The sequence below is a fragment of the Sphingobacterium litopenaei genome, assembly GCF_014692495.1.
GTDB lineage: Bacteria > Bacteroidota > Bacteroidia > Sphingobacteriales > Sphingobacteriaceae > Sphingobacterium > Sphingobacterium litopenaei.
The window spans coordinates 33,375-59,366 of the sequence record NZ_JACOIJ010000007.1 but is presented as its reverse complement, the minus strand read 5'-3'; the positions used below and the strand labels follow the sequence as shown (position 1 = coordinate 59,366).

The 25,992-nt window shown below is 35.1% G+C and carries 26 protein-coding genes; 8 read left to right on the top strand and 18 right to left on the bottom strand.

Features of this window, described 5'->3' with window-relative positions:
* Positions 1 to 57: 57 nt before the first annotated feature.
* Complete coding sequence (locus H8B04_RS05600) at positions 58 to 480, bottom strand: hypothetical protein (RefSeq protein ID WP_190301715.1); 423 nt, start codon at positions 478 to 480, stop codon at positions 58 to 60.
* 102 nt (positions 481 to 582) lie between these two features.
* The gene (locus H8B04_RS05595; RefSeq protein ID WP_190301714.1) at positions 583 to 1,455 is read right to left on the bottom strand and encodes an AraC family transcriptional regulator; all 873 of its coding nucleotides are present in this window, start codon (positions 1,453 to 1,455) and stop codon (positions 583 to 585) included.
* Between the two features lie 171 nt (positions 1,456 to 1,626).
* On the opposite strand from H8B04_RS05595, the gene H8B04_RS05590 reads away from it, so the two are divergent.
* Positions 1,627 to 1,980, top strand: coding sequence for a hypothetical protein (locus H8B04_RS05590; protein WP_190301713.1), 354 nt, complete (start codon positions 1,627 to 1,629; stop codon positions 1,978 to 1,980).
* A gap of 636 nt (positions 1,981 to 2,616) precedes the next feature.
* On the opposite strand, the gene H8B04_RS05585 is transcribed toward H8B04_RS05590, so the two are convergent.
* Entirely contained in the window at positions 2,617 to 3,792 is a 1,176-nt protein-coding gene (locus H8B04_RS05585; RefSeq protein WP_190301712.1) for a hypothetical protein, read from the bottom strand.
* Between the two features lie 105 nt (positions 3,793 to 3,897).
* A complete protein-coding gene (locus H8B04_RS05580) occupies positions 3,898 to 6,690 on the bottom strand; it encodes a TonB-dependent receptor (protein ID WP_190301711.1) in 2,793 nt (930 codons plus the stop codon).
* A gap of 211 nt (positions 6,691 to 6,901) precedes the next feature.
* On the opposite strand from H8B04_RS05580, the gene H8B04_RS05575 reads away from it, so the two are divergent.
* The 3 genes from H8B04_RS05575 to H8B04_RS05565 are packed head-to-tail and all read left to right on the top strand — an operon-like array spanning position 6,902 to position 9,396.
* Positions 6,902 to 7,531, top strand: a complete 630-nt coding sequence (locus H8B04_RS05575; protein ID WP_165290239.1) for an ATP-binding cassette domain-containing protein — start codon at positions 6,902 to 6,904, stop codon at positions 7,529 to 7,531.
* A 9-nt stretch (positions 7,532 to 7,540) separates the two neighbouring features.
* Complete coding sequence (locus H8B04_RS05570; RefSeq protein ID WP_165290238.1) at positions 7,541 to 8,914, top strand: ABC transporter permease; 1,374 nt, start codon at positions 7,541 to 7,543, stop codon at positions 8,912 to 8,914.
* A complete protein-coding gene (locus tag H8B04_RS05565) occupies positions 8,914 to 9,396 on the top strand; it encodes a hypothetical protein (protein WP_223815288.1) in 483 nt (160 codons plus the stop codon). Before H8B04_RS05570 ends, H8B04_RS05565 begins: the two co-directional genes overlap by 1 nt.
* Here the strand turns inward: H8B04_RS05565 and H8B04_RS05560 are convergent.
* The 9 genes from H8B04_RS05560 to H8B04_RS05520 all read right to left on the bottom strand — a co-directional run bounded on the left by H8B04_RS05560 (position 9,393) and on the right by H8B04_RS05520 (position 18,194).
* Positions 9,393 to 10,109: a 16S rRNA (uracil(1498)-N(3))-methyltransferase gene (locus H8B04_RS05560; protein ID WP_165290236.1), complete on the bottom strand. Its 717-nt coding sequence runs from the start codon at positions 10,107 to 10,109 to the stop codon at positions 9,393 to 9,395. The genes H8B04_RS05565 and H8B04_RS05560 overlap by 4 nt on opposite strands.
* A 1-nt stretch (position 10,110) precedes the next feature.
* Entirely contained in the window at positions 10,111 to 11,427 is a 1,317-nt protein-coding gene (locus tag H8B04_RS05555; RefSeq protein WP_190301710.1) for a hemolysin family protein, read from the bottom strand.
* Between the two features lie 5 nt (positions 11,428 to 11,432).
* The gene (locus H8B04_RS05550; protein WP_165290234.1) at positions 11,433 to 11,975 is read right to left on the bottom strand and encodes an inorganic diphosphatase; all 543 of its coding nucleotides are present in this window, start codon (positions 11,973 to 11,975) and stop codon (positions 11,433 to 11,435) included.
* A 27-nt stretch (positions 11,976 to 12,002) separates the two neighbouring features.
* The gene (locus H8B04_RS05545) at positions 12,003 to 12,641 is read right to left on the bottom strand and encodes a DedA family protein (RefSeq protein WP_165290233.1); all 639 of its coding nucleotides are present in this window, start codon (positions 12,639 to 12,641) and stop codon (positions 12,003 to 12,005) included.
* Positions 12,642 to 12,674: 33 nt separating this feature from the next.
* A complete protein-coding gene (locus H8B04_RS05540) occupies positions 12,675 to 13,088 on the bottom strand; it encodes an HIT family protein (protein ID WP_165290232.1) in 414 nt (137 codons plus the stop codon).
* Positions 13,089 to 13,295: 207 nt separating this feature from the next.
* The gene (greA, locus tag H8B04_RS05535; protein ID WP_165290231.1) at positions 13,296 to 13,769 is read right to left on the bottom strand and encodes a transcription elongation factor GreA; all 474 of its coding nucleotides are present in this window, start codon (positions 13,767 to 13,769) and stop codon (positions 13,296 to 13,298) included.
* A gap of 144 nt (positions 13,770 to 13,913) precedes the next feature.
* On the bottom strand, positions 13,914 to 14,609 hold the full coding sequence (locus H8B04_RS05530) for a response regulator transcription factor (protein WP_165290277.1): 696 nt from the start codon (positions 14,607 to 14,609) through the stop codon (positions 13,914 to 13,916).
* Between the two features lie 7 nt (positions 14,610 to 14,616).
* A complete protein-coding gene (locus H8B04_RS05525; RefSeq protein WP_165290230.1) occupies positions 14,617 to 16,293 on the bottom strand; it encodes a sensor histidine kinase in 1,677 nt (558 codons plus the stop codon).
* Complete coding sequence (locus tag H8B04_RS05520; RefSeq protein ID WP_190301709.1) at positions 16,293 to 18,194, bottom strand: S9 family peptidase; 1,902 nt, start codon at positions 18,192 to 18,194, stop codon at positions 16,293 to 16,295. Before H8B04_RS05520 ends, H8B04_RS05525 begins: the two co-directional genes overlap by 1 nt.
* An 81-nt stretch (positions 18,195 to 18,275) precedes the next feature.
* Here H8B04_RS05520 and H8B04_RS05515 point away from each other — a divergent pair, with 81 nt between their 5' ends.
* Positions 18,276 to 18,560, top strand: coding sequence for a DUF4286 family protein (locus tag H8B04_RS05515; RefSeq protein WP_165290228.1), 285 nt, complete (start codon positions 18,276 to 18,278; stop codon positions 18,558 to 18,560).
* 30 nt (positions 18,561 to 18,590) lie between these two features.
* On the opposite strand, the gene H8B04_RS05510 is transcribed toward H8B04_RS05515, so the two are convergent.
* The 5 genes from H8B04_RS05510 to H8B04_RS05490 are packed head-to-tail and all read right to left on the bottom strand — an operon-like array spanning position 18,591 to position 22,164.
* Positions 18,591 to 18,851 carry a hypothetical protein gene (locus tag H8B04_RS05510; RefSeq protein WP_165290227.1) on the bottom strand — a complete coding sequence of 87 codons (261 nt, stop codon included), beginning with the start codon at positions 18,849 to 18,851 and terminating at the stop codon, positions 18,591 to 18,593.
* A gap of 43 nt (positions 18,852 to 18,894) precedes the next feature.
* Positions 18,895 to 19,590 carry an RluA family pseudouridine synthase gene (locus H8B04_RS05505; RefSeq protein WP_165290226.1) on the bottom strand — a complete coding sequence of 232 codons (696 nt, stop codon included), beginning with the start codon at positions 19,588 to 19,590 and terminating at the stop codon, positions 18,895 to 18,897.
* A gap of 23 nt (positions 19,591 to 19,613) precedes the next feature.
* On the bottom strand, positions 19,614 to 20,603 hold the full coding sequence (locus H8B04_RS05500) for an MlaD family protein (RefSeq protein ID WP_165290225.1): 990 nt from the start codon (positions 20,601 to 20,603) through the stop codon (positions 19,614 to 19,616).
* Between the two features lie 13 nt (positions 20,604 to 20,616).
* Positions 20,617 to 21,390, bottom strand: coding sequence for an ABC transporter ATP-binding protein (locus H8B04_RS05495; protein WP_165290224.1), 774 nt, complete (start codon positions 21,388 to 21,390; stop codon positions 20,617 to 20,619).
* 3 nt (positions 21,391 to 21,393) lie between these two features.
* Positions 21,394 to 22,164 carry an MlaE family ABC transporter permease gene (locus H8B04_RS05490; RefSeq protein WP_165290223.1) on the bottom strand — a complete coding sequence of 257 codons (771 nt, stop codon included), beginning with the start codon at positions 22,162 to 22,164 and terminating at the stop codon, positions 21,394 to 21,396.
* A gap of 331 nt (positions 22,165 to 22,495) precedes the next feature.
* Between H8B04_RS05490 and H8B04_RS05485 the strand changes: the two genes are divergently transcribed.
* The 3 genes from H8B04_RS05485 (at position 22,496) to H8B04_RS05475 (ending at position 25,914) form a co-directional block, all read left to right on the top strand.
* Positions 22,496 to 23,905, top strand: coding sequence for a DUF6600 domain-containing protein (locus H8B04_RS05485; RefSeq protein WP_223815287.1), 1,410 nt, complete (start codon positions 22,496 to 22,498; stop codon positions 23,903 to 23,905).
* Positions 23,906 to 24,041: 136 nt separating this feature from the next.
* Positions 24,042 to 25,220, top strand: coding sequence for a nicotinate phosphoribosyltransferase (gene pncB / locus H8B04_RS05480; protein WP_190301708.1), 1,179 nt, complete (start codon positions 24,042 to 24,044; stop codon positions 25,218 to 25,220).
* Positions 25,207 to 25,914 carry a class I SAM-dependent methyltransferase gene (locus H8B04_RS05475; protein WP_317170645.1) on the top strand — a complete coding sequence of 236 codons (708 nt, stop codon included), beginning with the start codon at positions 25,207 to 25,209 and terminating at the stop codon, positions 25,912 to 25,914. Before pncB ends, H8B04_RS05475 begins: the two co-directional genes overlap by 14 nt.
* The last annotated feature ends 78 nt before the right edge of the window (positions 25,915 to 25,992 follow it).

Below are 25,992 nucleotides of genomic sequence, written 5' to 3'. Positions count from 1 at the left end.
ACAAAGATAGCTAATTTCGTACGCTAAGACAACACATGTTTACATAATTACCGCCCATTAATTGCCAACACGTACAAATCTTTCACCACACCCCTCAATACAAGGATAATATATTGTTAATTGATTTCCTTTCAATTCATAATTAAGTTCATATCCACACTTATCAATTATTAACTTATTCCTATTTCCAGAACTTTCAGATATAATATAAGACGATTCTTCATGTAATAAACCATTTGAAATCATGGAGCATAATGAAGAATTTGATGAAACTTCACCTTCAGATGTAAACTCCAAAATTTTACCACCATTAACTTTTGTAAATTTCCCACTACCATCACCTGGATCAGAATAAACTTCCGACAATTTCCATTTGCCAACAATCGATCCTACAGCATCTTCACTTGAATTATTCTTTTTACAGGAGCAGTACATTAGTTGCAATCCAACAATGCAAAACATGATTATTAAATTTCTCATAATTATAATTATAATTGATTTACTTACAGTAACGACTAAATCAAATAACTCGCTACATAAAGTTCGTTCAATATATTACAGAATCTAGAAATACAAAATATACTATTTAATCATCGTATGCAATTCTTTACGATATTGCAAAGCACTCTTACCTGTAAATTCTTTAAAAAGCTTATTAAAGTGACTAAAGTTATGAAATCCACTTTCATAACTTATATTCGCGATACTCATTGGTTTTTCTGCTAATAACTTACAAGCATGTACAATTCTATATTCGTTGACGAATCGAGTAAATGTCTTATTGGTTACTTTTTTGAAAAAACGACAAAAAGAAGGTACAGTCATAATAGACATTTCGGCAACTTGTTCCAGACTTATTTCTTCCAAAAAATGATCCTTCACATGATTAAAGATCATATTAATTCGATCGTTGTCTTGCACTTGCAGCTCTACAGTAAAGCCAGCAGCATTTAATACCTTATGATCTGCAGCACTTTCCAATTCTTTTAACACCTCTAATAAACTTAACAAACGTTCGAATGGATTTAAGTCTATCATCCCTTCTATTTTAGCGCCGACAGCATTTTTAGTCGCATCAATAAATGCAATTCCCGCTTTTGCCACTTCAAAAAAATCTATTAAAAATTTATTTTCGGGTAGATTCATAAATTCTCTACCAAATAGTTCTGGCTTAAATTGTATAACTGTTTCTTTTTTGTTACCTGTATTCGTATCTGTAAAACCACAATGCGGAAGATTACTGCCAATTAAAATAAGGTCACCTTTCGTATAATAAGAAATATGACTTCCAATTTGCCGTTTTCCTGTGCCTCCATTTACATATACAATCTCAATTTCTGGATGATAATGCCACACATGAGCTTTATTATTTTCATTTTCCACGTATTTGGCGTATGCAAACGAACTTCCAAAAGATGGCTCTATAATTTCAAAGCTTGGGTTGATCTTTTTCATATCTAAGAGAAAGTTAGGCAAAAAATGATCATAAAAGTTAATTTAAAAAAAATTATTCGACAAATAATCAATATAGCATAGAAATTAGAAAATTTACCATAAAAATTATCCAAAATCCACGAATACCTTTGTTATATAAGATATTTAATAATCATTTAAAAATTATTTGTTATGAAAAATCTATTAAAAACAACTTTATTACTTGCTTTATTAGCAGTTTCTTCAGCATCTTACAGCGATGATATCAAAATATTATTAAAACCATACTCATACAAACAAAAATCATTGGTATTTTCGACAAATAAAGCTGAAAAAGTAGATTTATCAATTTACAATGTGTACGATGGTGTACTTTACAAAGAAAGCATCAAAAGTGAAAAACCCGTAACAAAGGTTTACAACTTGGATAGTTTCCCCGAAGGTCATTACATAGTGAAATTGGTAAGAAAAGACAAAACAATAGAGTACGAAGTAAAAATTACTAGAGACAAGGCGCTAGTTTCAGCTCCTTATGTAAGTAAATAAACTTACTTCAGCACTTTACAATCTATGTTTATATTTAAGTGTAGGATTATTTGAAAATTAAATTTAAATAATGAAAGATAAGGTCTGTTAGATTAGTGTATTCCTCTAACATCACACGAACTAAATTTCAAATAATAACACTATAGTATAAACATAGATTTTTTTAAGGAATATGACAAACCAACCTGTTAACCATAATCTATATTGAATATTTACAAGAATGAGCTTTGGTCGTTAAGCTAAATAGACTTGACTGAAGCTTATTCTTTTAAATCCATTATCCAAAAATTGAACTTTCTCTCCCCTATATATATTGTCAACTCCTTATTCATAAAATAAGGGGTTTTCTTTTAAATTGTATGCAAGAGTTTTAGAATCCTCTGATGATCTCGATTTTGCATCCTACCCAAATAATCCTAGCCTTTCAACTCGACAAAAAAAATTGTAAGACCATCAAATCTAAAGATTAATATGATGGCATTTGTGAATGCTTCATCACAAACCAGAGTCTTAATATAGGTGAAATAGCAGATATTTACTTGGACACAGAATACAAAGTCGTATATCACTATTCCCCAAAAATAAAACTCCTCATTACATGAATAAGGAGTCAATGACTAAGTTTAAAATTATATATTAGAATGTATATTTAGTCCAGGCAAATACCGATGTATTAGCGCCTGTAGAAGTATTATTTTTTGTTGCTTTAGCAGCACCTTCCAATTTAATTTTGGATGATGAGAATAAGCTTTCTGGCTCAAATGTATATGTAATATTTGTTGCAGCGTTTCCTGCACCATTACCATCTTTCATGTCTATAATATCTGAAAAAGTAGAATTCGCCGCATTTTTAATCAAAAGATTAGTAATTGTAGCTGTGGCACCTCTTCTAATTTTCACGAAATCATTCATCAAAGGTATTTCATTACCATCTTTATCTTTAGTGGCTAATTGTGATGAATGATTAATGATGGTAATATCTTGCATTTTGAAATTAGATTGGTTAATGTGATCAGGTCCCTTTCCATCATGATTTCCATCCGCTTCAATACCTCTTGGATCTACTTCGTCCGTTTTAAAACCAGCTGTCCATATACCGTATGCATTTTTAACAGTACCCGAATACCCTTGGGTAAAATCAAACATATCATCTTCCGAATTAACAACTAATAGATTGGTCACATCTACAGAACCACCGAAAAATTCGATACCATCATCTGCTCCATCCTTAATATATATGTTAGAAATTTTAGTTCCATTGCCAACACCGTTTAAAGTTAAACCATTATGCTCCTTGTCATCAGAAATATTTGCACCTGTATATTCTAATATGATGTAATCCAACTCACCAGAATTGTCTGCTATATCAGAACCACCATATTGAATTTGGTCGTTTATCTCTGTACCGAAAGTACTAGGATCCGAAGCATTAGCACGAGAAAGTGGTGCTTTACCATTAATAACCAAACCACCCCAGGAGCCCGACTTCGCTGTAGAAGAGGTGAAAATGATAGGCTGAGCAGCTGTACCTTTAGCCAGAATTTTTGCGCCTTTTTCTATTAAAATATAGGCTGACTGAGTCGTCGCAATAATTTTTGTTCCCGCAGGGATTGTCAATGTGGCACCTTCACGCACTATTGTTGGATCTGTCAAACGTATTTCACCAGCTTTAAGAGTTACATTGGATGTGATACTACCTTTTAATTCTGTTGTTTCTGGTTGTGGCGTTACTTTTGTATTATCGTCATTGCTATCACACGCCATAAAACTTAAAGTAACAATAGCTAAAGCTGTGAATAATTTAGTTTTCATTTTTATTTTTTATTTAGTTATAATTCTTGTTTATAATTTTTATTTTATTTACTCAAATGTAAAAACCCAATAAAAACACGTAGTTAAGACTTGATTAAGAAATTATTAAAATTTATAAGAGACACCCGCACTAAGGTCCACTCCTCTTCTGAATGATTGTAAAGTAATGCCTTGACCTGCATCTGTATCTCTTATTAATTCGAAACTAGGATTGATAATATTACGCGCCTTTACATTCACTCCCCATTTTTTGTTGATCGCTACATTCGAAATAAAATCCAAAGTAGAAACACTTTTCTCAATTACATCTTTGAATCCCTGTGTACCAATTGCAAATATTCTATCGCTGAAATAATTTAGTACAATACTCGAAGTCCAAACAAATTCTTTACCATTAAAAACATAGTTTACATCGGCATTCACTAACCAAGGAGACGCACCTTGCAAAGCACTCGTTCCATTAAACTTTGTGAATACTGCATTAGGATTTTCGAGATCTTGTTTTGTATACAAGTAGGAAACATTCGCTCCGGCTGCTAAAACATTCACACCATGCTCGTTTGTAGTTTTGAATAAATTTTTCTTCAACTCTACTTCTACTCCAGCAACAGTTGCTGAAGAACCAACATTAAAGTAAGTCATTACATTATTGCCTGTTTCTGATCTTGCAATAGGGTTTTTCAAGTTTTTATAAAAGGCACCTACGGAGATTAATTCACCCGATGAAGGAAACATTTCCCACTTAAGGTCAAAATTGGTATTCTCAACGGGTACTAGATCTTTATTACCAATGGTACTATAAGTTGAGAAAGTATTTCTGAAATAAGCTGTTTCTAAGAATTGTGGTAAAGTATAACTCATACTTGCCGAGGCTCTCAAATTACTATTTTCGGATAAAGCATATTTTAAGTTCAAACTAGGTAAAATGTAGTTTTTCTTAATTTGTGATAGGCCATCCAATTCTGTACTCGATAAGTTTGTACTATAAACGATATCCTGAAAAACATTATCAAAACGAACCCCTAAAACCGAGGTAAATTTTTCTGTAAATTGGTACGTTCCAGACACTAATCCTGAATGAACACGCTTTTTGCCTGAGTACCAATAAGGTCTAAAATCATCTGAACCCCTACCGGTTGAAAACTCAAAATTTCCATTTTGAAAAGCATCGTACCCGTAGATTCCATCAATATCTTCTTCATCCTCTGTATTCAACACCAGTGACCCATTCTTTTTGTGACCAAATATCATCGCGTTGAAATCACGATCTACAATATTTCCATTGTATCCAATTTCAATTTTGCGGTCTAAGTTTTTGTCGTTTTCGATTTTGTATGAAGCAATGGCTTTTGCTGACCAACCAGTTTCTTTTATATCCGAATAATAACGCTCATTAAAATTCTGAGTATCGTACAAACGGTAAGTACCTGTTTGACCAATATCAATCAATTCTAATGTACGACGATCTGGCTCATTACTCTTCACTACATTATATCCTAAACCTAGATCTAACTCTATCAATTCAGTCACCTCTAACTTAGAAAGCAATTGATTCACAAACAAATGATTATCCACAACATGACTACGTCTGAAATAGGCATTATCAGCAATGTCAAATGCTTTAAAGCCGAAATTTCTTTCGTACTCTTGTCCTTGATCGTTAATATATAGCGAGTTGAAAGCCAAATGATTATTACCAAATGTGTATTTCAAATTAGTCATTCCTGTTTTCGATATGTTATAAATAGAACGATTTGAAGACTGATCCAACGTTATCACACCCGCCGTATTTGTTTGACGAATCACACCGTCATAATACTTGTAATCAGAATTCATTCCTGCAGTCAACAAAACATTCAAACAATTCTGACCAATCATGAATTTTTTACCTCCCATAATGGAAAAACTTGAGTTAATTGGATTTTCCATTTCTTTTGAATTCCATTTGTTGTGAAAATCATAACTAGTCAAGCTCGTAATTGGTGATTTAGTTTCCTTTAGCGTACCTAACCAATTCGTACCATCTATACGACGGAAATTATTTGCCCGAATTGCTTCCGTATTAATACCTGCAGATGCTCCAACTTCTAAAAATGCATCTTCAGTCAATTCTTTTGAGATAATATCAATATTTGCTCCTGCTACATCAGCAGTAATACTTGCATTAAATGTTTTATTAACACCAATACTTTGAATGATACCCGTGTCAAAAAAATCTAAGGATATATTTTTATTCAATGGATCCTCAGATGGAAGTGCTAATCCATTTAAAGTTGTATTATTATATCTATCGCCAAGACCACGAACAAAAACATTTGCTCCACTGGCAGACTTGGTCACCCCAGACATTTTGGTTAATGCGCCCTCAGCATCACTCACCCCTTTACGGGATAGCTCTTGTGCGCCAATTTTTTCCACCATTAGATTAGATACTTTACGTTCTTCTAATAAGGATATTTCGCTAAGTTGCGCTCTCCTTCGGGTTACGACGACCTCATCCAATTTCGACGACTCATTTATCAGCGCGACATTTACATTAGCCCAACTATCATTATCCAACACGACATGAACAGCTTCTTTTGCATAACCTATATAGCTGGTCTCAAGCGTATACTCTCCAATTTTAGAAATTTGAAGAATAAATTCGCCTTTATCGTTTGTGGATGTCCTCATTCCATTTTCTAACACCAATATTGTTGCTCCAGCAATGGGCTGCATCGATTCTAAGTCCAATACCCTTCCCTTAATACCTAATTCATTTTTGTTAATTGATGCGTTTAAATCCTGCTTTACTTGACTATGCATTGCTGTATCTAGGACATTGGCAAAAGTCTCACCAAAATGGAATAGTCCAATCAAGACCATCACCACTACCTTCATGTAAATCTTAGTTTTCAATTTGATTTCATTTTTTCTTAACACAAAGTAAATGAGCGGGTATTAAGGAAGTATTACCTATAGATTATCGTTCTTTAAAACTATTGTTAAGAAATCTGTTCACTTGAATGATGGAATAGTATTGACGATGTAATATTTTGAATAGAATTTTTGATTCTAAGGTATTGTCAATACCTTTAAACTTATCTAAAAGCTTTTTGGAAAATATTCTATGATACGTTCAGAAAATCTCAAATTCCAATATTCTTCTGCGAAAAATGAATTAACATTCCCTACAATTCATGTTGATAAAAACAAGCACACCTTACTGCTAGGAGAATCAGGAAGTGGAAAAACTACTTTATTACATCTTTTAGGCGGGTTATCTGCTCCTACTGCTGGACAGGTCTTCATAGACAGCCATGATATTTATGCACTTAGCGAGGAGAAAAGGGATTTATTCCGAGCGAAAAATATGGGATTTATTTTTCAAGACGCACATCTCTTGAAAAATCTTACCATCGAAGAGAATATCATCCTAGCCCAATATTTAGCAAAAGTAAAACAAGATCGCAACGCAGTGATAACAGTATTGGATAAGCTTCAAATTAAAGATAAAGCTAACAGTTATCCCAATCAATTGAGTCGTGGTCAGTTACAACGTGCAGCTATTGCTCGTGCAGTCATCAATCATCCAAAAGTTCTAATTGCCGATGAGCCAACAGCAGCATTGGACGACACCAACACCAAATATGTAATGGATTTGTTGATGGAAACGGCTGCGACTTTTGAAGTAACACTACTTATTGCAACGCACGATACAAGAATTAAATCTTATTTTGCTAATACCTATCAATTATAAGACGGACGTATGAATACTTTATCACTTGTTTGGAAAAATATAACACAACAATGGGGCTCCACGCTATTGAGTATATTACTTACCGCTTTTGGTGTATCCATATTAATTGTTATTTACATCAGTTCTGTAACCTTAGAAAAACAATTAGAGAACAACACCAAGAATATTGATTTAGTCGTCGGTGCCAAAGGAAGCCCAATGCAACTTATTTTGAGTTCTTTGTACCATGTAGACAATCCTACTGGAAATATTCCTTTGTCAGAAGCTAGCAAAATCGCAGAAAATCCGCTAGTACAACTTGCTACTCCTATTTCTCTTGGTGATAATTATAAAGGTCATCGAATTATTGGTACAGATGAGACCTTTTTAGAAATGTATGATTTGAAATTGAGTACAGGAAAATTATGGTCTAAATCTTTTGAGGTGGTTTTAGGCGCCGAAGTCGCCAAAAAAAACAATTTAAAAATCGGAGACAAAATATTTAGTGCGCATGGTTTATCAGCAGAGGCACATCAGCATGATGAACATCCATTTACGGTGGTTGGTATTTTATCACCATCTTATTCTGTCGTAGACAATCTTATTTTGAGTAATCTTGCTAGTGTTTGGGACGTTCATGGGATTGCGCACAACGACGAGCATATTCATGAAGAAGAACATGACCACGATCATGATCATCAACACGATCATGCACATGATGGACACGACCATTCCACACACGAAAACGATCACGATCATAGCCACGAACATACAGTGCCTCATGAAGAAGAGTTAGTTGCAGAAAAACCACAAAATAATGCATTCATCAAAAGTATTGGAGAAGATATGATTGAAGATCACGGTGTTGAAATCACAGCATTATTGGTCAAATACAGTTCTCCAACTGCTATATCAGTTCTTCCAAGAATGATTAATCAAAGCACACAAATGCAGGCAGCCTCTCCTGCTATTGAAAGCTCTAGAATATTTTCTTTATTAGGCGTGGGATTTGATTCTTTAGGAATTTTAGCTTATGTGATTATGGTGATTGCTGGTTTTAGCGTATTCATCAGTTTATACAATGCAATGAAAGATCGCAAATATGATTTAGCGGTTATGCGAACATTGGGAGCTACTAAAGCTAAACTTTTTACACTTACCATAGTCGAAGGATTGATTATTACATTAATAGGCGGAATAATAGGTTTAGTTTTGGGTCATGGAATTTTATATTATATCAGTCTGCAAACAAGTCAAAGCGCAGATTTCATTCAAGCTTTCGCCATTCAAGCAAATGAATTTATTATTTTAATTATGGCAGTAATAATCGGAATTTTGGCGAGTATTATTCCCGCTATTAAAGCTTATCAAACAACAATATCAAACACACTATCTTCAAAATAATGAAAAATATTATATTCATATTTACACTTTTACTGTTATCAATTGGTGCTAAAGCACAAATTGGCGGTAACAACTTAGGCTTGGACGTACCAGATCATACACCTATGATGAATAAAACATGGGAGGCTATAGATAAAATGATGTATAAGGTTACAACCAGTGGAAACAAAAAAGTATATACTCCACATTATCCTGCTGAATTAAAAAAGCTGGAAAACAAAATAGTGGATTTGCCCGGATATTTGGTTCCTTTGACAAGTGGAAGAAATCATAGCACCTTTATGCTTTCTGTATTACCAATTGCTCAGTGCCAATTCTGTGGAACGAATGGTATTCCTCCTATGGTAGAAATATTCATAAAAAAAGGCACTGTAAAATTCACGGAAGAGCCTATAAAAGTTAGAGGTAAAATGGTGTTCAATCCTGAACCATTAAAAGGTAATGCCGAAATTCAGATCATCGATGCAGAATTAATTCACTAACGATTCAGCAACGACACTTCAATAACAGAAGTTAGGGCTGCAGTCTCTGTACGCAATCTAGCTTCTCCAAGCGATAGAGGAACAAAGCCAGCTTCAATAGCCTGGCTTATTTCTTTTTCGGAGAAATCCCCTTCAGGACCAATCAGAATAAGATATTTTCCTTTTGGAGAAAAGGAAGTAGAAATATATTTTTTCTCCGAATCCACACAATGTGCTATACCCTTTGAAATTACTTTGTCTTTTACTGCTTCTTGAATGAATTTATTAAAAGTAATGGCTGGTTTAACTGTTGGCAAATAAGCTTTCAACGACTGCTTCATCGCTGCAATAGCTACTTTTTCCAAACGTTCTACTTTTACTTCTTTACGTTCAGAATGTTCGCAAATGATGGGTGTATAAGATGTCAAACCTACTTCAGTAGCTTTCTCCAAAAACCATTCTATACGATCTATATTTTTAGTTGGCGCTACAGCTAAATGAATTTCATACGATAGCTTTCCAAAATCCTCCTGTACCGAAAGCACTCGTAAGGTCGTACGTTTCGGATGCGCATCAATAATTTCGGTTTCATAAAGTCCACCGCGACCATCCACTAAGTGAATTTTCTCACCTTGTGTCAACCGTAAAACACGAATAGCATGTTTGCTCTCCTCTTCACTCAACATAAATGTTGGATGATGAGGTTGAATTTCTGGAGTAAAAAAAAGTTGCATATTAAGAATCTGATCCTTCGTCGTCCGATTGTTCCACAACATCCAATTTCACGTACTCGATATTCTGTTGTGTTTTCTTCATGATAGTAAAGCGATATCCTAATTCTTCTAAAGATTCACCGACATCAGGAATCTTTTCGAAGATATGACTTACTAAGCCAGCAATAGTATCATAATCCGAGCTTTCAGGTAATTCGAAAGGCAAATATTCATTCACATCATGCACGCTTGCACCAGCATCAATCATAAATTCTGTCTCCGAAATCTGCTCTACTAAAGGAGTTTCCTCATCGTATTCATCTTGAATATCACCAACCAATTCCTCAACGATATCCTCCAAAGTAACCATACCCGAAGTTCCTCCGAATTCATCCAACACAAAAGCAATTTGAATACGCTTTTGTTGAAACTCCGCCATCAAATCATTGATTTTCTTAGTTTCTGGAATGAAATATGGCTTACGCATAATAGCCTTAAGCTCTACCTCTTTCCCTTTAACCAAAATCGGCAAAATATCTTTTGTATGAACCACACCTACGATTTTATCGATATTATCATCGTAGATCGGAATACGAGAATAGCCTTCCTCAGTCACCGTTTTTATAAAATCTTCAGCGGTATCATTTTGTTCTACAGCGACAATTTTGGTTCTAGGAACCATGATATTCTTCACAATACGCTCATTAAAATCAAATACATTTTTAATCAGCTCATGCTCCGAAATATTTAACGCTCCAGATTCTTTACCCTTATCAAGAAGATATTGCAATTCTTCAGAAGAGTGGTTTGCCTCACTAGGATGAGGTTCAATACCAATCAATTTTAATAGAAGATTAGCCAGCCCATTGAATACGAAAATCAAAGGCATCAAAATCCAATAGAATAATCGCAACGGAACAGCTACTTTCATGGTAGTTGCTACAGGTTTTTGGATAGCGATTGATTTGGGAGCCAATTCACCTAAAACCACGTGTAGCAAGGTGATCGAACCGAAAGCTAAGACTACTCCTAGACCTTTGGCCCAACCTTGAGAGACATCAATATGGAAATAAGAGAACATGTGACTCACAACCTCTGTCATGACTTCCTCACCTATCCATCCTAATCCCAACGATGCTAAAGTAATACCTAGCTGTGTGGCAGCTAGGTATTTATCCAAATGCTCTGTAATATTCTTTGCTATCTTAGCTACATTGCTGCCGGATTTAGCTTGTAGCTCAATCTGCGATGCCCTTACTTTGACAATCGCAAATTCAGCGGCGACGAAAAAGCCATTTGCAAAGACTAACAATAAAGTCCAAAAAATATCGAGAGCCATGTTGATTATTTATTTCTTATTTCAGTATTATAAAGCTCAATACTCTCTTTGATAATATTTTGAGCATAAGCACGTCCATAAAGATTCTGAACCTCTACACTTTTACCTTCTAAAGCTTTGTAATCTTGGAAGAAACGCACGATTTCTTTCATAGTATGCGGAGGCAACTCAGACAAATCGTTGATATAATTTACCGATACGTCATTTTTAGCTACCGCAATGATTTTATCATCTTGCTCGCCACCATCAATCATATGCATTACACCAATAACTTTAGCTTCGATTAAGCTCATTGGATATACGTCTACAGAACTGATTACTAAGATATCTAATGGATCTTTATCGTCACAATATGTTTGTGGAATAAAACCATAATTAGCCGGATACATTACTGAAGAAAATAAAACACGATCTAATTTGATCAAACCACTTTCTTTATCGATTTCGTATTTAGCTTTTGAACCTTTAGGAATTTCAATTATAGCATTTACTGAATTTGGCACGTCATCTCCAGGAGACACTTGATGCCAAGGATGTTGTGTACTCATTAATATTCTTTACTGTTTATTTGTTGTTTACTTCTTGTTTCTGTTTTTAATCCATCTCTTGAGCAGAGCAATACCCAATGGTAAGAATGCAATGACAATCATACCAATGATTATATATTCAACATAATTGATTATTTGTGGGAACATTTCCCCTAAAAAATAACCGGATAATGTTAATAAACTCACCCAAATTAGTGCACCTAAGACATTGTATAGTACAAACTTTTTAAAGTCAAGCTTGACCACCCCTGCAAAGATTGGTGCAAATGTACGAATTATTGGAACAAACCTTCCAATAACTAAAGCTGTTCCACCATATTTTTGATAGAACTCTTCAGCCATTACAATATATTTTTTCTTGAAAATCAATGAATCTTGCCGCTTGAACAGCATGGGACCAGCTCGGTAACCAAACCAATATCCAGCAAAATTACCTGCTATACCAGCAGCCAAAATACCTAAAAACATGGTCGTAATATTGACGTCAATTTTGTTTAAAGCACAAAAAAGACCTGCTAAAAACAATAAATAATCTCCCGGCAAGAAAAAACCAAAGAAAAGACCTGTCTCAGCAAAAACAATCAAGCAAACAATGTAGAATCCGCCATGACTAAGTAAGTACTCCGGATCCATCATTTGCTGGAAAGAAATCAAAAAATCTTGCATAGTTGTTAGTTAAAAGACTCTAGCTGTATTTTTTTATTCAGCATTTGTCACTTCTGAAATTGCTTGACGAATATCATCAGCAATTTTTTGCATTTCATCAGCAGGCAATGATAATTTTGGTTTATCAAAGCTCATATCACTAACTTTATTTAATGGAATCAAATGGATATGTGCATGGGCAACTTCTAATCCGACTACCGCTACACCTATTTTTTTACATGGAAATACTTTTTTGATACCTTGGGATACAATCTTAGCAAATACCCATAACCCCATATATTCGTCATTATTAATATCGAATATATAATCCGTTTCCTTCTTTGGGATCACCAAGACGTGTCCTGGTGTCAAAGGTGATACATCTAAAAATGCTAAAAAATCATTACTCTCAGCTACTTTATAAGCAGGAATCTCACCAGCAACAATTTTTGAAAATATTGTAGACATAAATTATATCAAATCTGTGTATTCGCAAATATAATAAAATATAGATGACTATATCATATATATTATAGTCGAATTGCTATTCTTATTACACTAAATCCACATATATAAACAAAGGAAAGGATTCTATGTGATAGAATCCTTTCCTTTGTTTATATAGATAGTATTATAAGCGGTTATGGCAATACCGCTCATAACCCTTAAAATAAATTATCTTGAAATTTCTAAAATTTCAAATTCAATCTCACCTGCTGGTACTTGTACCGTTGCTGTTTCGCCCACAGATTTCCCCAATAAACCTTGAGCAATTGGCGACTTAACAGAGATTTTACCAGACTTCAAATCTGCCTCTGTCTCCGATACCAATTGGTAGGTCATTTCAGCGCCATTCTTTTTGTTTTTGATACGAACAATTGATAAGGCTAATACTTTTGATAAATCTAATTTTGATTCATCGATCAAGCGTGCACTTGACAAAACTTCTTCTAGTTTAGCTATTTTAGCTTCATGCAACCCTTGAGCTTCTTTTGCAGCATCATATTCTGCATTTTCGGACAAATCACCCTTGTCTCTTGCCTCCGCAATAGCGTTAGCAATCTTAGCTCTTCCTTCAGTTTTCAAGTACTGCAATTCTTCCTTAAGCTTAGCTAACCCTTCTGCTGTGTAATAAGTTACTTCTGCCATAATTATATATTTTAACTTAATTTTTTAACACTAAAATTTTAACAAAAAAATAAACAAGACCATTCGCTCATAGAGAGAATGGTCTTGTTCATCGTTCTACACGAAGATATATTAAATAAATTAAACTTCCAAATAATTCAATATCTATTCCTCATCCACAAATTTGTACCCTAGACCGCGTACAGTTTGTAAATAAGATGGCTTATCTGGGTTACTTTCGATCTTTTTACGCAAACGAACTACGTGCATATCTAATGTACGGGTATTGACGTTTGAGCTGTATCCCCATACGACCTCCATTAATTCCTCACGTGTAATTTCTTTGCCCATATTTTGCAAGAAATGCAACAAAATACGATTTTCTAAGATTGTCAACTCAATTTTTTTCCCATCGCGGATTAAAGAATGGATTTGTGGGTGATGCTCAGTATTTCCAAAGAAATAAACGTCTTTGTTCGCACTCTTTGGCACAAAGAAACGCACCTTATTATCAATCATAGCTACCAGCACATCCATATTGAATGGCTTAGTGATGTAATCAGTAATACCATGACTATAAGCATCTATTTTGTCCACATCTTGGGACTTTGCTGTCATCATGATAATAATGTTTTCAAAGCCTTGCTTGCGAACGGATTGACACACATCAATTCCTTCCTTTCCGGGCAACATCCAGTCCAAAAGAACAATATCTGGCTGTACAGACAGTATCAACTCTTCGGCTTCCACACCATTACCTGACTGAACTACTTTATATCGCTCTGTCTGTAAACGATGACTAATCAAAAAACGTAAATTTTCATCATCCTCTATGACAGCAATTGTTATATCTCTATCCATATATAATTTATACATTTTTTACTTCTATAGGAAAGATCAATGTAAATGATGTACCTATATTTATTTCGCTTTCTACCTTAATTTCACCACCCATAAATTCGGTGATTTCCTTACAAAATGCTAAACCTAAACCTATACTACCTTGTTGGTTAAATTGGTTTTTGACGCGATAGAATTTCTTAAAAATACTATTAAATTCTTTCTTATCTATACCTATGCCGCGATCTTTGAATAAAATAACAAAATTTTTCTTAGTTTGTTCGACTTTTATTTCCAAAAACCTCTTTGATGGGCTCGAATATTTATATGCATTATCAATTAGATTTTGAAAAACACTGTTCAGCAACACTGGATCGGCATATATTTCGTCTTTTACGTCTACATGATCTACAAGCTCCAAATCTGGATATTTAATACGAGTAGACTCGAATATATGCTGACAAAACTCTTTTAAATCTATAAACTCTCCGTTGAATTTTATAGATTTATTTTCAATTTGTGCAAAAGAAAGCAATTTATTCATTAAGCTATTTAGCTTGTCCGCTTCTTGATCTAATATACGGCCGTACATCGCTCTTTCGGCATCACTAATCTGCTCTGCACTTTTGATATTATTTCCGGCAATTTTTATTACGCTTACCGGTGTTTTGAATTCGTGTGTCAAGTTATTTATAAAATCATATTGCAATTGAAACATACGATTATTTATCAACACATTACGATAAATCAAATAACCAATCAATAATAAAATCAAATATATCAAAACCAAAATTCCCACCACAGGGAAAAACCACTTGTTTATTTCTTTGGTGATGTGACTTTGCGAAGTTTCAAGCTGCAATTTATAATCCGACAAAGCTCCTGGCAATGCTATTTCAGTGCGTAGATAAGCCTGTTCATTTATCGAATATTGATCTACGACGGGCAAAATACTGATCTTTTCGTAGAGATTTGGATATTTATTTTTAATCTGAATTTTAGTAGGAGTAATGTAGAAAACATAGAAGTCTTGTTCATAACTCGATTTCTGATAATTTGCATCTACCATCATTTTTCGAAATGACAATATATCTGACATCCGCGGAATATTCATATACGAAATTTTCCCCGGTTGAATATTATAAAAAAGCTTATATACTTCAGTATTCGAGATTCGACTCGTATCGATATTTTCACGCCCCAAAAAGGTGCACAGCTTTAAGAATACACTGTACAACTCTTCGTTCGAAGATAAATCCCCTTCACTAGATTGACGTGAACTTTGAAGTTTGAAATCTTTAGTTAGTTTGTATTCAAAACTTGATTTTGCCGAAGCACCAAAGTTTCCAATACGCATCTGGCGTTCGATAGAATCAATATTCGTAAATAAAATATCCGAAAAATCAATTTTCTGAACGAAAGGATACTTACGAAGAATAGCATTAGAAAAATCTTTTGCTTGCACAGAATCCATAAAACCTTGATAATACGCCACCTCTGGAATTTTTTCTTGAAAAAATTCATTAAAGTCACTTATCGTCTCATCAAAAACTTCCGCCTTGCGATTATTGAAATCTGTTTGTACAAAATTGGTGGTAATCGTTCGAGCAAAGAATACTGAAATAACAAACAACAACGTTACGAAAAGCAAAAAGACTATAAGTAAGCCGAAGTTTTTTCTATATCTCGAATCTATTCTAGCCATTATCTCATTTGTTCTTTCAGGAAGTTTTCAATAGTTTGATAAAACTCCACAATATGCTCTTCTTTTTTGAATCGTCGTCCCTCATCTTCTTTCCAAACAAACTGAAGGTTCACATCGTTGCTCTTTACTTTTTGCACAAACAAATTTACATCTGTCATACTATTATAACGATCCCTTCCTCCTTGGAACATCAGAATAGGCATTCGAATTTTATCCGCATGAAATAATGGTGATATTGCCTTGAATAGTTCATATTCTTTCTGCGGATCCCCGATAATTTTATAATAAAGTTGTTTATACGAGTTGTAATATGGAGGAAACTCTTTAAAATAAGTAAATAGATTAATATATCCCGATGCCGAGATCGCACACTTATACAAAGTAGGATTGAAACAAGCTGCGTATAAAGCAGAATATCCACCAAACCCCGTCCCCATAATAGCGATTCTGTCTTTGTCAGCAATTCCTGTATGAATCAACCACGCGACACCATCATTGATGTCATTTTGAATCTCGCCACCCCATTGCTTAAATCCAGAAACGTAAAATTCTTTACCCAAACCAGTAGAGCCGCGATAATTTACCTGAAAGACAGCATAACCTCGATTTGCCAAGAATTGAACTTCTGGATTAAACCCCCAAACATCTCGACGATTAGGGCCATCGTGAACCAACACAACAACTGGATACCTGTCTTTTTTCTCTAGCGGATAGGTAATATAGCCTTTTATACTTTTTCCATCACGTGAATTGAAGGATACTTCCTCCATATGCGAAAGCGTTTTGTCTCTCAAAGAAGGATTTAAAGGAGTCAATTCTTTGATTTCACCTTTATGATAATAATATATTCCTCCCGGATTTCTATCTGTATAAGTTCTGAATAAAACAGTATTAAATGAACTATCTAAATCTATCATATCTACACTATATCCCTCAAATTTAGATGCGATGGACTTATAAATATTTTTTAAGGCTTCATTATGTACCGTGGTTTCTTTTTTCTTTCGGTAGGTGGTAGAAAACAGTATTTCCTGTCGGGTGAAAGAATATCCTTCCCCATTCAGATCTACTTCCTTATTACTTACCAGAATTTTTTCTTGCCCATTTTTCAAATCCAAATTCACTACTGCAACTTTGTCTCTGCCTCTATTTGACAAAGCATAAATTGTGTTTTTTGAATCTTTAACCGGTCCTAGTGGATACACCATAGAAGAAAAGTCTGTCTCCAAAACATTTTGATAAGGCATACCTTCTTCTTCTCTATACCATAATTTATCCTCTACACTATCGCTTGAAATAGCCAGTCGCACTTTGCCGTCCGAAGAAACAAACCATTCATTAAAATTATGGATGTTTTTATCCACCAAAATAGGCTCATCACCATTCAATGGAATACGATACAAGTCAATGGCTGTGGAATCTCTTCTATTCATTTGAGCCAACAGATAACCATTAAAAGCACGTGTAGGAGCTAACCATTTTACTGTATGTTTTGCAGGCTTTAGAAGTTTATTGATTTTTTCAGTATGAATATCAACAGTAAATAGTCGCAAACTATCTTGATAAGATTCAGCATTGGAAAAGACAATTGTATCCTTTGTTGCCCAAAAATAATATTGGACATTCATGCTGTTTTGATAAGTCAATTGTTTGGAGGAATCAGGATGATCCAAATTTAAAATAAAGATGTTTTTGCAATGATCTTCCAGTCCGAGATAAGCTACCCATTTGCCGTCCGGAGAAATTTTGAAACTGGTATGATCTGGCTTATCAAAAAAATCTTCTATCGGAATGACTTCTTGACGAACATCCCTGCCACAAGCTATTATCAATCCACAGATTGCTAACAACATTACCCTAAAAACCATCTTGATGTTCATACGCCCTTTACTTCTACTCAAATAAAGTAATTTTCTAACATATTTTAATAATTGCAACCTTAATTTTACAGCAGTTTTTGATGGTTTTCCTAACTTTGCTCCATGTATCTATATAACATATCTATAATTATCGAAAATGATCACCATGAAAGCTTAATGGATTGGTTAAAAAATAATTGGTTCAAAACATTACCAACATCCGCAAAATTGTTAAAAATGTTGGATTCTCCACATGAAGGACATACCTATAGTGTACAGCTGGTTTTTGAACATGCATCTGATATTCCTACTTTCCAAAAAGAGAAGGTAAGCGTGCTACAAACCTATATCGCTCAACATCATCAGGAAAAAGCTTTCATTTTTGATAGCACGATGAAATACATATAAAGTTAAAATCCTATATAAAAACAAAGTCTCCTACAGAATAGGAGACTTTGTTTCTTTATGTCTAAACTTCTTGTACCAGACTATTGCTACCGTTCCGCCTACGAGAAAGGGCATAGCTAACAGGAATAAGATACCATTATTAAGACCTTTGCCCTGCGTATTTCCGTGTTGCGTACTGTTTTCGGCATTCAAAGAACACATAGCACACTGTGCTTGGACTTGATTTGAAGAAAGTGTACTCAAACCTAGACTCAAACTAAAACAGACAAGGAGTATACGCAATATTTTCATATTTCAAAGGTAACTATATAAATATCAAAACTAAGTAAGATTGTTATTTCAGCAACACATTAAACTTATCCCAAAAACCATCAACAGGAACGGGAGCTTCGATCAACATATCCTCTTCTTTCACGGGATGCTTAAACGCCAATGATCTGGAATGCAAACATATGGTGCGACGCAATGATCCACGTGGATAACCATATTTATTATCTCCCACGATAGGGCACCCCATATAAGCCAGCTGACAACGGATTTGATGCGTACGACCAGTCAATGGATTGATTTGAAGTAAATAATAACCATTCAATTGTCCTACCACTTCGTAATCTAATTCCGCATAACTCCCATTCTTGACCTCACGATCATAAGCTTTGGTTATCATTTTTTTGCGATCGCGCAACAACCAGTTAGTCAATTTTCCCGATTTGTGAGGAGGTCTTTCCTTCACTACCGCGAGGTAAGTTTTCTTAACTTTTCTATCGTGAAAGGCTTTGTTCATGCGATCAAGACCTTTACTCGTTTTTGCGAATAAAATCATACCACTAACGGGTCTATCCAAACGATGGATTACCCCCGCAAAAGCACCATTCGGCTTATCGTATTTTTTAGCCAAAAAATCTTTGACCATATCTTCTAAAGACTTATCGCCAGAATCATCGACCTGTACAATATCGCCTCCACGTTTATTTATAGCAATTAAATGGTTGTCTTCATATAAGACATCCTTTTCTGTGATTACAGACATGATTTATTTTAGTGAAATACAAATTATTGAACTTCCGCAGCTTCTTTTTGCGCTTCTTTTTCTTTTTTCTTGAAGAAACCTCTTAACAAAAAGTTACTTTGTAAAGCTTCCATATTTTGATCTAATTTCTCTGTACTTGTATTTAAGTTTCTCAGAATTTGCTTGATTTCATTCGCCGCAGCAGGATCATTTGTCAATACACCAATAGCGTTATCTTTATCGTTGAGACGAGCTGAGGTTTGATTTAAATTTTCTACTAAAGCATTAGCTGTTTGTGTAACGCCTTGAAGTTGAGCTGCCGCATCGCGTAATGACGCAAAAACCTTTGTATCAGTAGTCAAATCATGAATAAGACCTTGGTTGCTGTTCAATTTTTGAGTTAAAGACACCAAATTATTTACAGCAAGATTGGCATCCGACATTACTTTATTCATGGATGCAACGGAAGTTTTCAAATTATTAGCTATTTCATCATCCGTCATTAATGCTCCTACAGTACCTTTACCATCTACCATTTGTTGAGAAAGTTTCGCAAAATTGGAAGTGATTATTGATAGGTTAGCACCATTTTCTTGTAATAATCCCATCATTTGCTCCATACCACCACTTGCACCACTTTTAAGCACATCGCCATCCTGTATTTGTGGAACTGAAGCATTACCACCAACTAAGCTGATAATAGAGTTACCAATCAAACCATCGGAGCCTAATGTAGCCACTACGTCTTTACGAATAAATTGACTATTTTTCTCTTCTATATTCATGGTTACACGCACGTTCTCCACACTTTCGAAAGCAATTTCCTTTACAATCCCCACTTTCACTCCGGAGAACCAAACATTGTTTCCTACTTTAAGGCCTTTAACATCTTTGAAATACGAAGTAACTTTAATGTTTTTGCTAAATTTATTTTGTTGCGTACCCATGTACAAAATCCCTGCAACTAATATTACTAAGCCTATAAAGACGAAAAGTCCTACTATTAATGATCTTTTATTTTCTGAAGCACTCATTATTAATTGAATATTATACTATAAAATTATAATCATAAAACGGTTTGACACGCTCATCATCCGTATCAAAAATTTCGGCAAAATTACCTTGTCGTTCAAATCTTCCATCCAACAACATCACCATACGATCTCCTACCATCTTTGCACACGCTAAATCGTGCGTAATAATAATCGAAGAGGTTTGATAACGCTCTTGCACTTCATTAATCAAGGTATTGATGTCCAAACATGTAATCGGGTCAAGACCTGCTGTGGGCTCATCATATAACATAATGTCTGGTCTTAAAATCAATGTACGCGCGATACCAATTCTTTTTTTCTGACCGCCTGACAACTCCGAGGGCATTTGGTTAATTGCTTGAGATAATCCTACACCTTCCAACACATCTTCTACCTCGCGATTGATTTCAGCGCGTGTCAGATTACGTTTGTTACGTACCAAAGGAAATTCCAAATTCTCACGCACGGTCATACTATCATACAAAGCACTGTTTTGAAATGAAAATCCTATTTTAAGACGCAACTTCATCAAATCACGCTCCTTCAAATCATTCACTGTTTCACCAAGCACATTGATGATACCTGAATCTGGTTTTAATAAACCCGAAATCAATTTTATCAAAACAGATTTACCAGTACCCGAACGGCCTAAAACAACCAAGTTTTCGCCTTCGAATAATTTCAAATCCACATTGCGTAATATTTGTCTATCGCCAAATGATTTGCTCACATCGTCCACATGAATGACTGCGTTATCGTAGTTTACCTTTACTTTGCTCTTTTCCATATATTAGGAGATTAAAGGTGTGATAAAACCTAAAAGTTGTACAATTAACAACTCTTCAATAAACACTATAAACATAGATGCAACCACCGCAGAATTGGCAGCTTTCCCCACACCTTCTGTTCCTTTTGAAGAATAATAACCTACATAACAACTTGCAAAACCGATGGTGAATCCAAATACAACAGCGCGTAATACCATTGCAAACAAATCAATCATTTGAATGGATTCGAATACCTGTGTAAAGAAACTTAATAAACTTAAATCATCTTTAGCCGTAATACTTAGATAACCACCGAAAAGCCCAATACCCGCCACATAAAAACAAAGAACAGGAATCATAATGGTAGTTGCTAAGATTCTACTTGCAATCAAAAACTTGAAAGGGTTTGTTCCCGACACTTCCATCGCATCGATTTGTTCAGTTACATTCATCGAACTTAATTCGGCACCAATTTGAGAACCTACTTTACCTGAAGCAATCAAAGCTGTTACCAATGGTGCTAAAGCACGAACGATAGCAATGGATATTAACGCTGGCAACCACGAAGTGGCGCCAAATTCTTCCAAAGATGGTCTAGATTGTTTGGTGAATACAAAACCTACAATAAATCCAGTCAATGAAATCAATGGAAAAGACTTCCATCCTACTTCATAACACTGTCTTATTATCTCTTTAAACTCAAATGGTGGACTCACAACTTCGCGAAAAAATCGCATCAAAAAACGATGCAATCTTGCAAATTCGAGGAGTAAATTATTGATTTTCCTTCCCATTTATATTTCTTAAACGTATGTATAAATTAAAAAGTACGGTGTGCGAAGCACAGCGCAAATGTACAAATTTTTAGGTGACCACTCTTACTCATTACTAAAATTACAAATACTACAAATCAATAAATTGTTTTAATCTGCACTCTAAATATTTTTTTCGCCATCATAAAATAGCCATAATGGCTTTGTAGCGAACATAATTCTAAGCATAAATACCTGTTCTCACAGAAAGGTAAAATTTTAAGACTATCTCAATTAAACCCTCGTAAGTTTTTCGTTGTCATACCAACAAACACAGAGAAACAACGATTATTTACATTTTAATTCATATAACATGAAAAACTGGAAATTCACCCTTTATATGTCAGCGATAATGATCGCTTTTTCCAGCATTTTGACCATAAATACAGCGAAAGCCCAAGTTTACGGACAAGTTTCATTGGATTTATTTTACGACGAATTATCGCCTTATGGAAATTGGGATATGGATCCTAATTATGGTGATATTTGGTATCCCAATGAAGGAAGAAATTTTAGACCATATAGCTCAAATGGGTATTGGACAATGACAGAATACGGAAACACTTGGGTTTCCAACTATGATTGGGGATGGGCACCTTTCCACTATGGTCGCTGGGTGTATAACTCATACCGCGGCTGGGGATGGATACCAGGTTATGAATGGGGACCAGCTTGGGTGGAATGGCGTTCTGGAAATGGGTATTATGGTTGGGCGCCGATGATGCCACGTGTAGGTATTAGTATTGGCATTAATATTCCAGTATCAGCTTGGTGTTTCGCACCAGTGAGATACATTTACTCGCCAACTTTCCATAGACATGCATATTATGGTAGATCCAACATTTACAATAGAACCACCATTATCCATAATACGTATGTTGTAAACAATCACCATTATTACGGTGGCCCAGCGCGTAGAGATATTGAGCGTGCGATAGGTAGAAGAGTCGAAGTAAGAAGTATTAGACAATCTGATCGTCCAGGAAGATCACAAGTAGATAGCAGAAATGTATCTATTTATAGACCAGATCGAGACAATAATAGAACAACGAGTCGTTCTGTAACTTCAAATAGAAGACCTACTAATACAAATAGAGAAGCAACGAGAAACGATAACCGTGTGGACAACAATAGAAGTGCTGCAAGAAATGCACAACGTGAAATACATATAGGTGATAATGGAAAAACAACTATTCGTAATAGAGAAACTAAAACTGAAGAAAGAGCAGTCACAAACAGAAATAATTCTACGGTAAGATCTGAACGTAATTCTACTTCTAGAAATACAGAAAGTGTTAATCGTAATACGGAAAGAAATAATAGAACCATTGAACGTAGTACAGTAGATAGAAGCAATGAAAACGCAAGAAATCGAAGTATTGAAAATTCTAGAGGTAACAATGCTCAACCGCAACGTGTAGAAAGAAGCGTACCTCAAAGAGTAGAAAGAGCACAACCACAAAGAGTGGAGCAAGCTCAACCACAACGTCAAGAAAGAGCACAACCACAAAGGGAACAAAGAACACAAGAGCGTAGTGTTCGAAATACTAACCCAGTATTCCAAACATCAAACTCACGTGGGGCACAATCGTCGAATTCGAATGTGACACGTTCATCTTCTTCACCTCGGGTTGAACGTTCTGCTCCTGCATCAAGCAATAGATCAACAGGAAACGCTCAACGAGGAGGCGGCAACAGCGGTTCGGAAAGAAGTAGAAGATAATAAGAATAAATAAATCATAATTCATCATTTTGGCGAGTTAAGGTATCTTGGCTCGCTTTTTTTGTGTACTTTCGATTAAATTTTAGTCGCCCACAAAACATCTAAGTGGGTTTTTCGTTAAAAAACAACATTCTTTATGGCAAAACTCGAATCCATATTAGATAATGATTTCTATAAATTCACGATGCAATACGCCGTGATAAAACTGTTTCCTAGGGCGAAAGCTAAGTATCAATTTATCAATAGAGGAAAACATCAATTTCCAGATGGTTTTGCGGCAAAGCTAAGAGAGGCTATTCAAGAATTAGGAAAGCTTAAGTTGACGAAAGAGGAAAAGAAATTCTTTGCAGAAACTTGCCCTTACATTGATCCTACATATTTTGATTTTTTGCAAGGATATCGTTATGACCCAGATGAGGTTACAATTATTCAAAATGGTTCAGAACTATCTGTAAAAATCGAAGGTTATTGGTACCGCACTATTTTGTGGGAAGTTCCCATTATGTCTTTAATCTGTGAGTTGTATTACGAGATGACCGGACTTCAACGTGTATCTGATGCGCAAGTGGCCGCTATCGTAGAAGACAAAATGCAAAAATACGACAAGTTGGATATTACCATTGCCGATTTTGGAACAAGACGTCGTCATTCTTTTGCGGTACATGATTTGGTCATTAAAACGTTGAAAAACCATAATTCCAAAACTTTCATTGGTACAAGCAATGTTTATTTGGCTATGAAATATCAAACCAAACCCATCGGTACACATGCGCACGAATGGTTTATGTTTCATGCCGCGAAGTTTGGGTACAAAATGGCTAATTTATTAGGTTTAGAAAATTGGGCGAATGTATATCGTGGCGATTTGGGTATAGCTTTATCTGACACCTATACTACAGAAGCTTTCTTCAAGCAATTTGATAAAAAACTGACCAAACTATTTGATGGTGTACGTCATGATTCCGGTGATGCTATTGAATTCGCCCAGAAAACAATCAACCATTATATCAGTAAAGGAATAGATCCAAATTCCAAAACCATTATATTTTCGGATGGATTGGACTACAATAAAGTTGAACGAATAGTAAACTTTTGCAAAGGTAAGATTGGAATTTCTTTCGGGATAGGAACTGATTTCACGAATGATGTGGGTTTAGAACGCATGAATATTGTATTGAAAATGACAGAAACCCTACCCGAAGAAGGGGAATGGACACCGGTAATTAAGCTTTCGGATGAGGCGATGAAACATACCGGAGATCCAGAAGAGATTGAAATGGCCATAAGATATTTACAGATTGATGAGCATGCATAGAGATGTTTACGGAGAGGCGTTAGCCGAATATTTTGAGAAAGAAGAATTAACTGCTCCTCTATTGTTACATAGTACATACGGTGATATTGAGGAAATGCCTGTGGAGGTATTCTTCCGTGATGCAGAAGATTTTCCAGAATTGGAATTCATTGCTTTATCGCTTTGCGATGGTAAAGTATTGGATGTTGGTGCGGGAGTTGGTGCACATGCTTTATACCTTCAAGAGAGAAATTTTGATGTAACAGCCTTAGAAATTTCGCAATCTGCTTGTAATATTATGCATCAACGTGGGGTTCAGAAAATTCTACAGGAGGATTTCTTCTCATTAAGTAATCAACAATTTGATTCACTTTTATTTTTAATGAATGGGATTGGGCTAGCGGGCACGGTGGAAGGATTCAGAAAGTTATTAGCGCACAGTAAATCATTATTAAGTGAAAAAGGGCAATTATTGTTTGATAGTTCTGACATTTCATATTTATACGATGAATACCGCATCAAAAGACCAGACTACTATTTTGGAGAAATAGGTTATCAATATGAATTCAAAAGCATAAAAGGCGAACCTTTCAAATGGCTTTATTTGGACCAAGAAACATTAATCAAGGTAGCACACGAAGAAGGTTGGGTTGTTCAAATTCTTTTTGAAGATGAGAATGATCAATTTTTGGCAAGAATGGAACCAAGGAAATAATAAAACTGTCATTCCGAGATTGCTCCTTTCGTCGGAATGACAATAAGTAAAATATTATTTCAGCAATATTCGGATTGT

Bases quoted from the DNA above. Each gene is read 5' to 3' on its own strand.
- H8B04_RS05495 (WP_165290224.1), bottom strand. From the start codon at position 21,390: ATGGAAAAGAGCAAAGTAAAGGTAAACTACGATAACGCAGTCATTCAT.
- H8B04_RS05530 (WP_165290277.1), bottom strand. From the start codon at position 14,609: ATGGATAGAGATATAACAATTGCTGTCATAGAGGATGATGAAAATTTA.
- H8B04_RS05475 (WP_317170645.1), top strand. From the start codon at position 25,207: ATGAGCATGCATAGAGATGTTTACGGAGAGGCGTTAGCCGAATATTTT.
- H8B04_RS05485 (WP_223815287.1), top strand. From the start codon at position 22,496: ATGAAAAACTGGAAATTCACCCTTTATATGTCAGCGATAATGATCGCT.
- H8B04_RS05550 (WP_165290234.1), bottom strand. From the start codon at position 11,975: ATGAGTACACAACATCCTTGGCATCAAGTGTCTCCTGGAGATGACGTG.
- H8B04_RS05570 (WP_165290238.1), top strand. From the start codon at position 7,541: ATGAATACTTTATCACTTGTTTGGAAAAATATAACACAACAATGGGGC.
- H8B04_RS05600 (WP_190301715.1), bottom strand. From the start codon at position 480: ATGAGAAATTTAATAATCATGTTTTGCATTGTTGGATTGCAACTAATG.
- H8B04_RS05510 (WP_165290227.1), bottom strand. From the start codon at position 18,851: ATGAAAATATTGCGTATACTCCTTGTCTGTTTTAGTTTGAGTCTAGGT.
- H8B04_RS05515 (WP_165290228.1), top strand. From the start codon at position 18,276: ATGTATCTATATAACATATCTATAATTATCGAAAATGATCACCATGAA.
- H8B04_RS05505 (WP_165290226.1), bottom strand. From the start codon at position 19,590: ATGTCTGTAATCACAGAAAAGGATGTCTTATATGAAGACAACCATTTA.
- H8B04_RS05575 (WP_165290239.1), top strand. From the start codon at position 6,902: ATGATACGTTCAGAAAATCTCAAATTCCAATATTCTTCTGCGAAAAAT.
- H8B04_RS05490 (WP_165290223.1), bottom strand. From the start codon at position 22,164: ATGGGAAGGAAAATCAATAATTTACTCCTCGAATTTGCAAGATTGCAT.
- H8B04_RS05560 (WP_165290236.1), bottom strand. From the start codon at position 10,109: ATGCAACTTTTTTTTACTCCAGAAATTCAACCTCATCATCCAACATTT.
- H8B04_RS05525 (WP_165290230.1), bottom strand. From the start codon at position 16,293: ATGGCTAGAATAGATTCGAGATATAGAAAAAACTTCGGCTTACTTATA.
- H8B04_RS05540 (WP_165290232.1), bottom strand. From the start codon at position 13,088: ATGTCTACAATATTTTCAAAAATTGTTGCTGGTGAGATTCCTGCTTAT.
- H8B04_RS05590 (WP_190301713.1), top strand. From the start codon at position 1,627: ATGAAAAATCTATTAAAAACAACTTTATTACTTGCTTTATTAGCAGTT.
- H8B04_RS05500 (WP_165290225.1), bottom strand. From the start codon at position 20,603: ATGAGTGCTTCAGAAAATAAAAGATCATTAATAGTAGGACTTTTCGTC.
- H8B04_RS05545 (WP_165290233.1), bottom strand. From the start codon at position 12,641: ATGCAAGATTTTTTGATTTCTTTCCAGCAAATGATGGATCCGGAGTAC.
- H8B04_RS05565 (WP_223815288.1), top strand. From the start codon at position 8,914: ATGAAAAATATTATATTCATATTTACACTTTTACTGTTATCAATTGGT.
- H8B04_RS05555 (WP_190301710.1), bottom strand. From the start codon at position 11,427: ATGGCTCTCGATATTTTTTGGACTTTATTGTTAGTCTTTGCAAATGGC.
- greA (WP_165290231.1), bottom strand. From the start codon at position 13,769: ATGGCAGAAGTAACTTATTACACAGCAGAAGGGTTAGCTAAGCTTAAG.
- pncB (WP_190301708.1), top strand. From the start codon at position 24,042: ATGGCAAAACTCGAATCCATATTAGATAATGATTTCTATAAATTCACG.
- H8B04_RS05595 (WP_190301714.1), bottom strand. From the start codon at position 1,455: ATGAAAAAGATCAACCCAAGCTTTGAAATTATAGAGCCATCTTTTGGA.
- H8B04_RS05585 (WP_190301712.1), bottom strand. From the start codon at position 3,792: ATGAAAACTAAATTATTCACAGCTTTAGCTATTGTTACTTTAAGTTTT.